Source organism: Mycobacterium sp. (genome assembly GCF_032159565.1).
Taxonomy (GTDB): Bacteria; Actinomycetota; Actinomycetes; order Mycobacteriales; family Mycobacteriaceae; genus Mycobacterium.
Genome location: NZ_JAVHWR010000069.1, coordinates 79,468 through 92,927 on the forward strand (window position 1 = coordinate 79,468; position 13,460 = coordinate 92,927).

12 protein-coding genes and 2 pseudogenes are annotated in these 13,460 nt (G+C 66.9%); 8 read left to right on the forward strand and 6 right to left on the reverse strand.

Annotated features, from left to right (window positions below):
- Nucleotides 1-11 precede the first annotated feature (11 nt).
- Together QOC76_RS08405 and QOC76_RS08410 are read left to right on the forward strand one after the other, a co-directional pair.
- The gene (locus tag QOC76_RS08405) at nt 12-779 is read left to right on the forward strand and encodes an ABC transporter permease (RefSeq protein ID WP_526356152.1); all 768 of its coding nucleotides are present in this window, start codon (nt 12-14) and stop codon (nt 777-779) included.
- Entirely contained in the window at nt 776-1,876 is a 1,101-nt protein-coding gene (locus tag QOC76_RS08410; RefSeq protein WP_526356126.1) for an ABC transporter ATP-binding protein, read from the forward strand. Before QOC76_RS08405 ends, QOC76_RS08410 begins: the two co-directional genes overlap by 4 nt.
- Nucleotides 1,877-1,883: 7 nt before the next feature.
- On the opposite strand, the gene lysA is transcribed toward QOC76_RS08410, so the two are convergent.
- The 3 genes and pseudogenes from lysA to QOC76_RS08425 form a co-directional block, all read right to left on the reverse strand.
- Complete coding sequence (lysA, locus tag QOC76_RS08415) at nt 1,884-3,281, reverse strand: diaminopimelate decarboxylase (RefSeq protein WP_526356128.1); 1,398 nt, start codon at nt 3,279-3,281, stop codon at nt 1,884-1,886.
- A gap of 87 nt (nt 3,282-3,368) precedes the next feature.
- Nucleotides 3,369-3,938, reverse strand: a complete 570-nt coding sequence (pyrE, locus tag QOC76_RS08420; protein WP_526356130.1) for an orotate phosphoribosyltransferase — start codon at nt 3,936-3,938, stop codon at nt 3,369-3,371.
- A gap of 69 nt (nt 3,939-4,007) precedes the next feature.
- Nucleotides 4,008-4,520: pseudogene (locus tag QOC76_RS08425) on the reverse strand (HugZ family pyridoxamine 5'-phosphate oxidase); the annotation flags it as partial.
- A gap of 130 nt (nt 4,521-4,650) precedes the next feature.
- On the opposite strand from QOC76_RS08425, the gene QOC76_RS08430 reads away from it, so the two are divergent.
- Nucleotides 4,651-5,760: a hypothetical protein gene (locus QOC76_RS08430; protein ID WP_526356132.1), complete on the forward strand. Its 1,110-nt coding sequence runs from the start codon at nt 4,651-4,653 to the stop codon at nt 5,758-5,760.
- A gap of 9 nt (nt 5,761-5,769) precedes the next feature.
- Here the strand turns inward: QOC76_RS08430 and QOC76_RS08435 are convergent.
- Nucleotides 5,770-6,357: pseudogene (locus QOC76_RS08435) on the reverse strand (Crp/Fnr family transcriptional regulator); the annotation flags it as partial.
- A 15-nt stretch (nt 6,358-6,372) separates the two neighbouring features.
- The gene (locus tag QOC76_RS08440) at nt 6,373-6,762 is read right to left on the reverse strand and encodes a hypothetical protein (protein ID WP_526356154.1); all 390 of its coding nucleotides are present in this window, start codon (nt 6,760-6,762) and stop codon (nt 6,373-6,375) included.
- 258 nt (nt 6,763-7,020) lie between these two features.
- On the opposite strand from QOC76_RS08440, the gene treS reads away from it, so the two are divergent.
- The 4 genes from treS to QOC76_RS08460 all read left to right on the forward strand — a co-directional run bounded on the left by treS (nt 7,021) and on the right by QOC76_RS08460 (nt 11,961).
- Nucleotides 7,021-8,820, forward strand: a complete 1,800-nt coding sequence (gene treS / locus QOC76_RS08445; RefSeq protein ID WP_526356134.1) for a maltose alpha-D-glucosyltransferase — start codon at nt 7,021-7,023, stop codon at nt 8,818-8,820.
- Nucleotides 8,817-10,151 carry a maltokinase N-terminal cap-like domain-containing protein gene (locus tag QOC76_RS08450; protein ID WP_526356136.1) on the forward strand — a complete coding sequence of 445 codons (1,335 nt, stop codon included), beginning with the start codon at nt 8,817-8,819 and terminating at the stop codon, nt 10,149-10,151. Before treS ends, QOC76_RS08450 begins: the two co-directional genes overlap by 4 nt.
- A gap of 64 nt (nt 10,152-10,215) precedes the next feature.
- Entirely contained in the window at nt 10,216-11,580 is a 1,365-nt protein-coding gene (locus QOC76_RS08455) for a flavin monoamine oxidase family protein (RefSeq protein ID WP_526356138.1), read from the forward strand.
- 15 nt (nt 11,581-11,595) lie between these two features.
- Nucleotides 11,596-11,961, forward strand: coding sequence for a hypothetical protein (locus tag QOC76_RS08460; RefSeq protein ID WP_526356140.1), 366 nt, complete (start codon nt 11,596-11,598; stop codon nt 11,959-11,961).
- Here QOC76_RS08460 and QOC76_RS08465 read toward each other — a convergent pair.
- Nucleotides 11,958-12,512, reverse strand: coding sequence for a TetR/AcrR family transcriptional regulator (locus tag QOC76_RS08465; RefSeq protein ID WP_526356142.1), 555 nt, complete (start codon nt 12,510-12,512; stop codon nt 11,958-11,960). The genes QOC76_RS08460 and QOC76_RS08465 overlap by 4 nt on opposite strands.
- A gap of 468 nt (nt 12,513-12,980) precedes the next feature.
- On the opposite strand from QOC76_RS08465, the gene QOC76_RS08470 reads away from it, so the two are divergent.
- A complete protein-coding gene (locus tag QOC76_RS08470) occupies nt 12,981-13,331 on the forward strand; it encodes a hypothetical protein (protein ID WP_526356156.1) in 351 nt (116 codons plus the stop codon).
- Nucleotides 13,332-13,460 lie beyond the last annotated feature (129 nt).

Sequence of the window (13,460 nt, forward strand, 5' to 3'; positions counted from 1 at the left end):
CGTTGTATGCCATGGCCGACTTCTCCACCCGCAACCTGATCGCGGGCGGGCGGACCATGCAGGCCTGGAAGAACCTGGTGGCCGACGATGCGTTGTATCAGGCCATCGTGATCTCGCTGCTGCTGGCCATTTTCACCGTGGTGCTGATGCTGGTGATTCTGGTGCCGACGATGATCTGGGTAAGGCTGCGCGCGCCGTGGGCGAAGGGCCCCGTCGAATTCCTCTGCCTGCTTCCGCTGACGATCCCGGCCCTGGTGATCGTCGTCGGACTGCGCAACGTCTACCTGTGGGTGACCTACCTGCTCGGCGAGTCGGCTCTTACGCTGACATTCGTTTACGTGGTGCTGGTTCTGCCGTTCGCGTACCGCGCGATCGACGCCTCGCTGTCGGCGATCGATCTGAAGACGCTGTCGGAGGCGGCGCGCTCGCTCGGCGCGGGCTGGCTGACCACGATCGGTCGGGTGGTGGTGCCGAACATCTGGTCCGGCATCCTGTCGGCGGCGTTCATCTCGATCGCTGTGGTGTTGGGGGAGTTCACCATCGCGTCGTTGTCCGGCTACCAGACACTGCAGGTCCAGATCGTGCTGATCGGTAAGTCGGACGGCCCGACATCGGTGGCCGCTTCGCTGGCCACCCTGGTGTTCGGCTTCGTGCTACTGCTCATCCTCGCGCTTGTCACCCGCGGCAGGCGGCGCACCACTGCGGCGCCGGCCGCACCGACGACCGCTGGGCCTTCTTCGCTCCTCGCGTCCGCGACCGAACCTGGAGTTCCGACATGACAACTGGGGTTTCCGTCGAGCTGAACGACCTGACCCGGGTCTACGGGACCGCGCACGGGAGGAGCAATCAAGGGACCGCGCACGGGAGGAGCAATCAAGGGGTAGTCAAGGCCCTCGACGGGTTGACCTTGCATATCGAGCCCGGTGAGCTCGTCGCACTGCTCGGCCCGTCGGGATGCGGCAAGACCACCGCATTGCGCATCCTCGCCGGTCTCGACGAGGCAACGTCGGGCACCGTGTCTGTGGACGGCAAGAATTTGACCGCTGTGTCTGCGAACAAGCGTGACATGGGTATGGTTTTTCAGGCGTACAGCCTCTTCCCGCACCTGACCGTGCTCGACAACGTCGCGTTCGGCCTGAAGATGCGCGGAAAGGACAAGGCGCAGAGGATGTCCCGCGCCTACGAGATGCTCGAGCTGGTCGGGTTGACGGCACACCGGGACAAGTACGCCAGCGAGCTCTCCGGCGGCCAGCAGCAGCGGGTCGCCCTCGCCCGGGCGCTGGCCATCCAGCCGCGTGTGCTGTTGCTCGACGAGCCGCTGTCGGCACTTGACGCCAAGGTTCGGGTGCAGCTGCGCGACGAGATCCGCCGCGTTCAACTCGAGGTGGGCACGACGACGCTGTTCGTCACACACGACCAGGAGGAGGCGCTCGCCGTCGCAGACCGGGTCGGCGTGATGAGTCAGGGCAGGCTCGAGCAGCTCGCCGCCCCTGCCGAGCTCTACGCGAACCCCGCGACGCCGTTCGTCGCGGACTTCGTCGGCCTGAACAACAAAGTGCCCGCGGACGTTTCGGCCGGGCAGGTCCAACTGCTGGGCACTTCCGTTGCTGCGCTGCCCGGCTCGATCGGCTCAGGCGCCGGGCTGGCGATGGTTCGCCCGGAGTCGGTGACTGTCACCGCCGACCCGGCGGGCACCGCGGCGGTGACGTCCGTCGCGTTCCTCGGACCGACGTCTCGGGTGTACTGCACCCTGGCCGACGGCACGGTGGTCGGCGCACAGATGACCAGTTCGGCCGCCCGCGCGTTCGGTTCCGGAGATCCGGTCACCGTCGGCGTCGAACAGACGGGCGTGCTGGTGGTCGAGCCCGCCGGTTAGCGCGGTGTCACTCACCATGCAGCAGGGCCTCACAGCCGGAGCCATTGGGCGGGCGTGGATTCGTCCATCCGCGATCGCGGGCAAGGAGATCGGCGAGCGTTTCACGGCGCACCAATTCGCGAGCCCTGCCGCGGTGTAACGCGATCAGTGGCGGCCGCGTCACCATGTTGTAGTTCGACGCCATGCTGTGGTGATAGGCGCCCGTGCAGGCCACGGCAAGCAGATCACCGGGGCGGATATCGGCGGGCAGGTCGACGTCCCGGGCCAGTTCGTCGCCCGCCTCGCAGTGCCGCCCGGCGACGGTGACCTTGTGCGTCGGCGCCTCCGAGTGTCGATTGGCAAGTGCCACGGTGTATCTCGCGCCGTACAGGCTGACGCGCGGATTGTCGGACATACCGCCGTCCACCGCGACGAACGTGCGCCCACCGGCCTGCGACTTGACCGAGATGACGCGGTACAGCGTGACTCCCGCCCTTGCGCTGATCGCCCGGCCGGGTTCGACGACGATGCGCGGCCGTGGGAACCGTTCGTCCGCACAGGCTTCGTTGAGCGCGTCGTCGATGAGTTCGGACAGCACGCCGGGATCGAGTCCGGGATCGCCGCTCACATAGGGCACTCCGTGACCTCCGCCGATGTTGAGTTCGGACAGCACGACGCCGTGCCTGGTGCGGATGTCGGCCATCGTGGCGACCATTCTTCGAATGGCTTCGCCGAACAACGCGGGATCGGTGATCTGCGACCCGATGTGGCAGTGCAGCCCCACCAGTGTTAGAAGCCGATGAGCCACAATGCGTTTCACCGCTTCTTCGGCGTGGCCATCGCCGAGCGTGAAACCGAACTTCTGGTCGTTCACCCCCGTCATCACCGCGGCGTGACCATGGGCGTCGACATCGGGGGTGACGCGAACCAGCACCCGAAGGGGTTGACGCGCCTCACAGCTCAGATAGGCGATGTCCATGAGCGAGTCGACGACGATGCGACCGACCCCGATCACCGCGGCATCGCGCAGTTCGTCCTGCGACTTCGCGTTTCCGTGCATGACGATGCGCGCCGGGTCGGCGCCTGCGACCAACGCGGTCGCCAGTTCGCCCGCCGAGCTGACGTCGAGGCCCGCTCCCGAATCGGTGACCCACCGCACGACGCCGGTGCACAGAAGCGCCTTCGCGGCGTAGACCACTTCGACTCCGGGCAGAGCCGAGCGGTAACGCTGCAGCCGTGCCCGGAAGTCGGCCTCGTCGAGAACATAGGCGGGGGTGCGGAACTCGTCAGCGATCTCGGTCAGAGGCACGCCACCGACGCAGAGTCGACCGAGTGCGTCCACAGAGGCCGTCATCGGCCAGATTCGCGGATCTATCCGCGGCGTGGCGGCCCGGCGGAGAGACGGAACATGGTCCAGCAGTGTCATATCGCCACGGTGCGCGCGAATCCCGCCGCCGGGGGGACTCTTGACGGCGTCTTGACGCTGTGCGCACGCATCCTTACGCGTTGACGCTCACACCGGCTTGATCGGCTCGATTCTGAGGTCGCGGTAGGTGACCAGCGCGACGAACGGGACGTTGCGCTCGGCGAACAGCGTGGCGGCGACGTCACCGCGGTCGACCATCGGGATCACGCCGGTGACGACGACGCCGAGCGGGGCGATCCGGTCGAATGCCAGCGCGGTCGAGCCGCCGGTGCTGATGACATCGTCGACCAGCAGCACGCGGGTGCCCTCCGTCAGCCGGGTGCCCTCGACCCACTGCTCGCGTCCGCGCTGCTTCTGCTCCTTGCGCACCGAGAACCACGCCTTGCCGGTCACCATCGCGACGCCGTGTGCCAGCGGGTCGGCGCCCATGGTGAGGCCGCCAACCGCGTCGAACTCGATGCCCTTGTCGGCCGCAAGCGCGGCGACCGCGCGGCTCACGACAGTCAGTCGCTCGCCGGTGTCGACGGCGTACTTGCCGTCGATGTAGTCGTGGCTGAGCTGGCCGCTCGCCAGCTTGAACGGCTCGTCGCGATGCTCGTAGCCGCGGGTGCGTATCAGTTCGAATGCGGACTGCCACAGCTCGGAGCGCTCGGTCACTGGCCGATCTTAGCGCGCTGCGTCAATTCGATTGTGGCGGAGCGTAAATCATATCGAGTCCGTAGCGGTCCCCGCCGAGCGCGGCGCGATCGGGTCGGCTGCGGCCGCCGAGTAGGCATCGCCCGTGACCACGTCCATCCGGCCGTAGCCGCCATACCAGCGCACCCGCTGCACCCGTAGCACCCACAGGGCGAAGTCGCCGAAGTCGATGTAGTTCTGCGCACCCGGAACCGCGGCCAGATGCGCGTCCTTCGCGGCGGCGAGTTCGTCGCCGACGGGTCGTTCGACGCAACCGGCGAGCGTCACCCGTCCCCACGACTGCGGGTCCGGGTCCGGGCCGGGCGCCACAATCGAGATGCTGGCTCGGTGATCGGCGAGAAGGTTGCGGCCGTGCTCGGCCAGGTTCGAGACGCACAGCACCGGCGCTCCGTTCAGCAGCCCGTAGGTGACGAACGAGGCCCACGGCTCGCCTGCCGAGGAGAGCGTCGCTAGCGTGCCCGTGTTGGTGCCGGCGGCAATGGTGCGCGCCCCCTCGGCGGCCGACGGCCGATGTGCGGATGCCACGTCGGCACGATACTCCAACGTCGCAGGTCACCGTCGTCGCGCGAACGCCGACAAGGAAACGTTCCGCCGATCAGTCGCGAGAAGTATGCGAGAATTCCCTCACCGGAAACGCCTAGTCAGCAAGTTGTTCATCGAGAAATGAGGGGTAATGGGGGTGTCGGCTCTGCGCGTCGCGGCGTGTGCCGGCGTGCTGGTCGGTCTCCTCGTGCTCGGCACCGGTTCAGCCGCCGTGGCCATCGCAGCCCCGGGCGATTACGCGCCCAGTCAGAGCGACGAAAAGTCGAGCAACGCCCCCGGTAACGAAGGCGCCGGTCAGGACGGCGTGAACCACGAGGCCGCCCCCGAAGAACATCAAAGCGCCACCGAACCCAACGTCGCGACGTTCGGCGACGCGGGCGAACCCGCACCCGAGACAGCGGCCAACACCGAGCGTGCCGCCACCTCCGACGGGACGGAAAGCGGCTCAGGTACCGAGGGTGCAGTGACAGTCGAATCCGGCGGCGGCTCCGATTACGGAGAGATCGCGCCCGCAGCCGTCGCCGAAACGGGCGGTGGAGGCGATTCCGTCGACAACACCGCCGCCAAGGCGGAGCCGGAACCGGAGCAGAAGGTGGCCAGCTTCGCCTCCTACCCCTTCCCGTATTACCTTCTGATCCGGCGCGACGGCGGGGCCTGGTGGAACGCGAACCAGATCGTCGCGCGTTTCCTCGGCGTCACGAAGCCGCAGCCGGAACCCCAGCCGACGCCGGCTCCAGCATTCCGCGGCGGAGCGCCGGAGCCTGAGCCGGTACTCGACGCGTCCGGCGGTGTGACGGGCGGCGGCGGCAGCGACTATCAAGCGACCGGGTTCGGGGCAGCGCCGGTGATTTCGGCGCCCATCGTCGCGCCGCCTGCACCGCCCCCCGCCTCGGCCCGCTTTCCGTTGTTCCCTGCCGCTGCGACGCCCGCGCGCGGTGTCGGTTCGGCCGCCGCGGGTACCGCGTACGCAGAATCCGGCTCGACCGCCGAGGGCGTCCGGCCGGCAGGCCAACTGGGGCAGCCGCCCGCGGGCACCGTCAAGGCGATGTCCGGCCAGACCCCGCCACGTGGATACACCGACTACCTGCGCAGCCCGACTCTCGGGCAGCTGGCAGGCGCCGCCCTGCCCGGCGTCGCGGGCATCCTGCTGATGACCTTCGGCGGCGGCGTCATCGGCTATCGGCAGGCCAAGGCGGGCCGGATGATCCGCGCCGGCGGCGCCGCCCGCTACCTGCCCTAGCCGCGCTCGTCATTGCGCCCGGTGAGCCAGGCGTTCGGAATCCGAGATGAGCACGCTCTTGCCGTCGACGCGGATCCACCCGCGGTTGCGGAAATCCGACAGCGCCTTGTTTACGGTCTCCCTGGTCGCACCAACGAGGTGAGCCAGCTCTTCCTGGGTCAGATCGTGCGTCACTCGCATCGAGCCGTTCTCCGGGATGCCGAATCGCTGCGCCAAACCGAGCAGTTGTTTGGCGACCCGCGCGGGCGCGTCGATGAACGCCAGATCGGCGAGGGTGTCGGTGGTGTGGCGTAACCGCCGGGCCATCAGCCTCAGCAGGCGGTCCCCCATCGCGGGATGATCGATCATCCAGGCGTCCAGCTGCGCACGGTTGACCATCACCGTACGGGCGTCGGTGACCGCGGTGGCGGTCCACGGCTGCGGTCCCGGATCGAGGAGGGACAGCTCGCCGAACATGTCCGGCGGCGCCAGCACGGTGAGGAGGTTCTCCCGGCCGTCGTCGGCGCAGCGGCCCAGCTTCACCTTCCCGTCGACGAGAAGGTAGAGCGCGGCACCGAGATCGCCCCTTGCGAAGATGGTCTCGCCGGGAGCGAAGTCGGGAGTGCTTCGGCGTCAGCCGCCGAGGGCGGCGATGAGATCCTTGATTCGCGAAGCCTCGTCCTCGAGCACCGGCTCCTCGGCTTCGACGGCCTCGATCAAGTCTTTGCGCAGGCCGACACCGTTGGCCGCTTCCTTGGTGGTGAGCTTGGCCCGGCCGCGGGCGATGTAGAGGCGCTGACCCAGCGTGGCACCCGGCCCGTTGGCCGCGGTGGCCATCAGATCGTCGTAGCGGGTGCGGACACCACTCAGCGCCACGATGACCGACGGGGTCACCCGGCTGCGGCTGGCGGCGTCGGCGAGGGAATCCTGCAGTTTGCGCAAACCCGCGAGGATCACGCCTGCCCGGTCCGGGTACTGCGGATCGCTTGGATCGGGAAGGGCGTCGATCGCCGCGGCGTACATGTGCATGGCCGCATCGGACAAACCAACGATTACTGGGGCTTCGCCATCATTCGGCTCTGACACGGCCACTCGATTCGTCGAGGAATTATGAAAACCGATGCCGCCATCAACGGGAACAAAGGTCGCGCAAACGTTAGCCCGGTTCGGCGGCGGTTTCAACCGTTCCTCTACACCATCGCAAGGCACTTCTTTGCCCAATGCCATTGCGACACGCTGAGCGGATTCAACTCCACCGCGGGTGGGTAGGTTTGAAGGTCAATGGATGCTCCACTCGATGCGCGAAACCGCGTCGGCGAAATCGTCGAACACGACCCCACGCAGGGCAGCCACGTCGAACACGGCGTGGTCGAACATCCGACCGCCGACGACTTCGGCCATGCCGCTGTCCTTCCCGAGGACCGCACCTGGTTCAAGCGTGCGGTGTTCTACGAGGTTCTGGTGCGCGCGTTCTACGACGGCAGCGCCGACGGTTCGGGCGATCTGCGCGGTCTCATCGACAAGCTCGATTACCTGAAATGGCTTGGTGTCGACTGTCTTTGGCTGCCCCCGTTCTACGACTCGCCGCTGCGCGACGGCGGCTACGACATCCGCGACTTCTACAAGGTGCTGCCCGAGTTCGGGACGGTCGAAGACTTCGTCGCACTGCTGGATGCCGCTCACCGCCGGGGCATCCGCGTCATCACCGACCTCGTGATGAACCACACCTCTGATTCACACGAGTGGTTCCAGGAGTCACGCCGCAACCCGGACGGTCCGTACGGCGACTACTACGTGTGGAGCGACACCAGCCAGAAGTACGCCGATGCCCGAGTCATCTTCGTCGACACCGAGGAATCGAACTGGACGTTCGATCCGGTGCGCAAGCAGTTCTACTGGCACCGGTTCTTCTCCCATCAGCCCGACCTGAATTACGACAACCCGGCCGTTCAAGAAGCGATGATCGACGTGCTGCGGTTCTGGCTCGACCTCGGCATCGACGGCTTCCGGTTGGACGCGGTGCCGTATCTGTTCGAACGCGAAGAGACGAACTGCGAGAACCTGCCGGAGACGCACGAGTTCCTCAGGCACTGCCGCAAGGTGATCGACGACGAGTATCCCGGCCGGGTCCTGCTGGCCGAAGCCAACCAATGGCCCGCCGATGTGGTCGAGTATTTCGGCGATGCCGACACCGGCGGCGACGAATGCCATATGGCGTTTCACTTTCCGCTGATGCCGCGCATCTTCATGGCGGTCCGGCGGGAGTCGCGGTTTCCGATCTCGGAGATCCTGGCCCATACGCCGCCGATACCGGAGATGGCGCAGTGGGGCATCTTCCTGCGCAACCACGACGAGTTGACGCTCGAAATGGTCACCGACGAAGAGCGCGACTACATGTACACCGAGTACGCCAAGGATCCGCGCATGAAGGCGAACGTCGGCATCCGCCGCCGGCTCGCTCCGCTGCTGGACAACGACCGCAACCAGATTGAGTTGTTCACCGCGCTGCTGCTGTCGCTGCCCGGCTCGCCGGTGCTCTACTACGGTGACGAGATCGGCATGGGCGACATCATCTGGCTCGGCGACCGCGACGGTGTGCGCACCCCGATGCAGTGGACGCCCGACCGCAACGCCGGGTTCTCGAAGGCCAATCCCGGCCAGCTCTATCTGCCGCCGAACCAGGACCCGATCTACGGGTATCAGTCGGTGAACGTGGAGGCCCAGCGCGACAGCTCCGCATCGCTGCTGAACTGGACGCGCACCATGCTGGCCGTGCGACGCCGCCACGAGGCGTTCGCCATCGGGTCGTTCCGCGAGCTCGGCGGTTCCAACCCGTCGGTGCTGACGTACGTGCGGGAACTCGAGCGCGACGGCAGGCAGGACGTCGTGCTGTGCGTGAACAACCTGTCGCGATTCCCGCAGCCGATCGAGCTGAACCTCCAGCACTGGACGGGGTACACCCCCGTCGAAATGACCGGGTACGTTGAGTTTCCGCCGATCGGCCAGTTGCCGTACCTGTTGACCCTGCCGGGCCACGGGTTCTACTGGTTCGAGCTGAAGGCGGCTGAGGAGAAGTCATGAGCCGGCCCGCGAACCTGCCATGGTCCGAGTGGCTTCCCGAGCAGCGCTGGTATGCGGGCCGCACCCGTACGCTGTCCGCGGTCGAGCCCGCGAGCGTGGTGGCGCTCCGCGACGATCTCGAGCTGGTGCTGCTCGATGCCTCCTACACGAACGGCTCGACGGATACCTATCAAGTGGTCGTGCGCTGGGACGCCGGCCCGATCGAGGAGTACGCGGACATCGCGACGATTGGTGCGGATGAGGGCCGCACCGCCTACGACGCGGTGTACAACCCGGCGGACGCGAAGTACCTGCTGTCGTTGATCGACTCGTCGGCGGCCGTGGGCGACCTGACGTTCAGCAAGGAGCCCGACGTCACGCTGCCTCTCGACTCCGCACCGCGGGTGTCGAGTGCCGAACAGAGCAACACCAGCGTCGTGTACGAGGAAGAGGCCGTCTTCAAGATCTTCCGGCGCATCACCGCGGGCACGAACCCGGACATCGAGCTGAACCGCGTCCTGGCGCGAGCGGGCAACCCGCACGTGGCGAGGCTGCTCGGATCGTACGAGACATCGTCGGGCGGCGACTCGAGTGCGCTGGGCATGGTGACCGAATTCGCGGCCAACTCCGCCGAGGGTTGGGACATGGCCACCGCCAGCACACGTGATCTGTTCGCCGAGGGCGACCTGTACGCCGACGAAGTCGGCGGCGACTTCGCGGGTGAGTCCTACCGACTCGGCGAGGCCGTCGCCTCGGTGCACGCCACCCTCGCCGCGGAGCTCGGCACGACAACGAGTCAGTTCCCGATCGACGCCGTAATGGAGCGGTTGGTGGCCGCCGTCGCGGCGGTGCCCGACCTCGAGCAGTACGTTCCGCTCATCGAGGAGCGCTACCGCAAGCTGGCCGAGGACACGATCACCGTGCAGCGCGTGCACGGCGACCTGCACCTGGGGCAGGTGCTGCGGACACCGGAGCGGTGGCTGCTGATCGACTTCGAAGGCGAGCCCGGAGCGCCCCTCGACGAACGCAGGCGACCGGACTCGCCCGCGCGCGATGTCGCGGGCGTGCTGCGCTCGTTCGAGTACGCCGCCTATCAACGGCTGATGGAGCAGGGCACCGACGACGACCGGTCTCGGCAGCTGGCGGCCCGCGCCCGGGAGTGGGTGGACCGCAACTGCGCCTCGTTCTGCGAGGGCTACGGCGCGCAGTCGGGATCCGACCCGCGGGACTCCGGCGCCCTGCTTGCGGCCTACGAGCTGGACAAGGCGGTATATGAAACCGCCTACGAGGCGCGGCACCGACCGACGTGGGTGCCCATTCCGCTGCGCTCGATCGCGCGCATCGTCAGCTGAGTGACGACCACGTAAAATTTGCCAAAAGGCTGCGCGGAACGGTCGGTAGGTGGACCATCACGTCATGGCTGACGTGGACTTTTGTGTTATCGGGGCGGGGTTCGCCGGCCTCGCGGCCGCGTTGCGGCTGAAGCAGGCGGGGCGTTCGGTGGCGCTGCTGGAAGCCCGAGACCGGGTCGGCGGCCGCACATTCACCGAACTGCGCGCCGACGGGACGTGGATCGATCGCGGCGGCGCATGGATCGGACCGGGTCAGGACCGGATTCATGCCCTCATGAAGGAGTTCGACGTCGGAAGCTACAAGCAGTACGCCGACGGCGAGGCGATGATGGTCGTCGACGGCAAGCAGTACCGCTACAAGGGCACCGTGCCGCGGACGCTGAACCCGTTCGCGACGGTGAACCTCGGCACGGCGATGCTCGAGCTGGCCAAGATGTGCAAAACGATTCCGCTCGAGGCGCCGTGGGACGCCGGGAAGGCGGACAAATGGGACCGCATCACCGTCGGGCAGTGGCTCGATCACCATGTGCGCTCACTGGCCGCCCGCGAGCTGCTGGAGACCGCGATCGGCGGCACCTACACCAGCGACACGTCAGAGGTTTCACTGCTCTTCGCGCTGCATCAGATGGCGTCTGGCGGCGGTCCGGAATTCGTGTTCGGCGTAGAGGGCGCATCGCAGGATTCCCGCATCGTCGGCGGCATGGGTGCGGTGTACGGGCCGATGGCCGCGCAGATCGGCGACTCACTGCGGCTGTCTCAACCGGTGCGGCGCATCGATCAGGACGACGACTGCGTGACCGTCCGATCCGACGACACAACGGTGACAGCGCGACGTGCGATCGTATCCGTCCCGATCGCGATCGCGAGCCAAATCCTTTACGAGCCAATGCTTCCTATCGACCGATCGTTCCTACACCAGCGCATGCCGAGCGGGGCGGTATACAAGATCAACATCGTCTACGACGAGCCGTTCTGGCGCGCGGACGGCCTGTCGGGGCAGTCGGCGGCCCCCGGTACGCCCGCTTCGGTCACCATCGATGCGTGCACCGACACCGGCACTCCAGGGGTGCTGTGTGTGATCATCGAGGGGCCCACCGCCCGTGGCCTGTGCGCCCTCGACGCAGCCGACCGCCGGGCCCAGGTGCTGGGTGAACTCGTCAAACGCTTTGGCGGCAAGGCGCGTTCGCCGGTCGACTTCGTCGAGCAGAACTGGACGACCGAACGCTATTCGGGCGGCGGCATGATCAGCCACGCACCGCCGGGAGTGCTCACCGAATTCGGGCCCGCGCTGCGTGAGCCGTGCGGCCGCATCCACTGGGCCGGGACAGAGAGCTCAGCCGTCATGTGCGGGTGGGTGGACGGCGCGGTGCGCTCGGGTGAACGCGCGGCCGCCGAGGTGATGGCCGCCGAGCGGGTCGCGGTGGCGTAGCGGGTATTCATCCGGATGGCCAAGTACATCCTGAACAAAAGCGCCGTGAGCAAGGCGCGCAAGCTGATCGATGCCCGCCAATATGTGCTCGACAGCGACTGGGGTCAGGTGCAACCGCGCGCCGAAGCCCAGAACGCGTTCCTGGAGAAGCACTCGTGGGACGAATATGCGGATTGGCATCTCGGTCTCAACGCGGATGCGAAGGACCACACCAAGGCGAGGTACGCGTTCGTCTACGGCGATCTGCGCCGGGTCCACCGAACGGGCCTGATCGCTTGCGTCTACCGTGCGTCGGAGTGGCGCCACAAGGACATCGAACTGGCCGCCCACGACCTGCTGCAGTACCTCGACGCCAAGACCGGCCTGAAGCCGTCCGACTAGGGCCGCAACATGAAATCCAAGAAGAGGTCCTCGCCGTCGGACGGCCGTTCGATGTCGAAGCCGTGCAGAAACCCCATTCCGGCTGCGAAGAAAGTGACCGCTCGGACCAGTGCGTCCTGTTCATCGAAGCCGGCTTCGATGAATACCTGGTGCACGGCGCCCAGCACTTGCATGTCGCTTCTTCGCACGCCCTCGGCGACGGTTTCGTCGCTCAGCGACCACACCCTCATGGCGCGTTCCAACGCGTACAACTGGGGGCTCATCAACGCTTGCATCATGGCCTGCAGGCGTTGGCGCGGTTCAGCACCCGGCATGTTCTCGAAACGCTGGCGGTCCAAGTCCTGCAGACTGCCCCAGGCCTCGAGGAGCGCGGTCCGATAGGCGTGCAGATCGGAGAAGTGCCAATAGAAGCTGCCTTTGGTGACGCCGAGGCGTTCGCAGAGCCGGTCGACGCGCAACGCGTGCGGGCCGCCGTCGGCGAGCAGTGCGAAACCCGCCTGGATCCAGTCGTCGACCGAAAGCCGGCGGGTGGCTGCGCGCGGCGGCTTCATGGACGGCAGCTTACGACTACCAGCAACTTGACACCTGTGAAAGTTACCGACGGTAATGATTTCCGTCTCAGAAGGGTGCTGATGCAACCGTGGCCGCCGGTAGTCACCGCCGCTCTTCGGCTTCTACTTCCAGCCCGCCCGGCCGGCGGCACCCCTCGGTGCCGAACACGACCACGGCTGCTTCAGCTGGTCAACCGTACCATACTCCCTGGTATGGGCAACATTTTCGGCTGAGCAAATTACGTTCGGCGGCGCATGCCGAACCACCGACCGGGCTGTCGGCCACTCCGCTCCGACCCCTCGGCGGGCGACACGTTCCTCGCCGACAAGGCTCCCGGGGGCTCTTCGAAGTCCCCGCCGTCAGCAACCATCACGATGCGCTTTCTCGAACGCCGCCGTCCGGGTCGCACCAATCTCGTGGCGGTCAATGTGGAGACCCCCTGTTCGGCCAGTCGGATGTCGGGCAACATGGGATGTATGGCACGTGACGTCTCCGACGACAACCCGTTGACGCCCGAAGAGGCGCTCGACTCCGACGAGATTCGCAACGACGACGGCGACGAGGTCGTCGACCCACCGGAGCGGTGGATCGACGCAGCCGAGGACGAGACGCTCGACGCACGTCTCGCCGACGAGGAGCCGGAAGTGACACCCGACGACATCGACCCGCGCGACGCCGACGACCCGGCGGACCGGGACACCGTGTCGGAACCCGACGACGAACTCGACCGCATCGACCCCGAACAGCATGGCCGCGAACGGGGCCAGATCGACGGAACGCCCGAGGACGGCGAGTCGTTCTACAACGTCGTCGAGTGAGGCGAGCGCGCAGCCGAAGTAATCAGCTGTGGGCCTGCAGCACCATCACCGAGCGCGCGTCCACGGTCACCGTGTCGTCCGCGTCGTACGGCTTCGACTCCTCGACGACCTCGTCGGCGGTGTAGATCA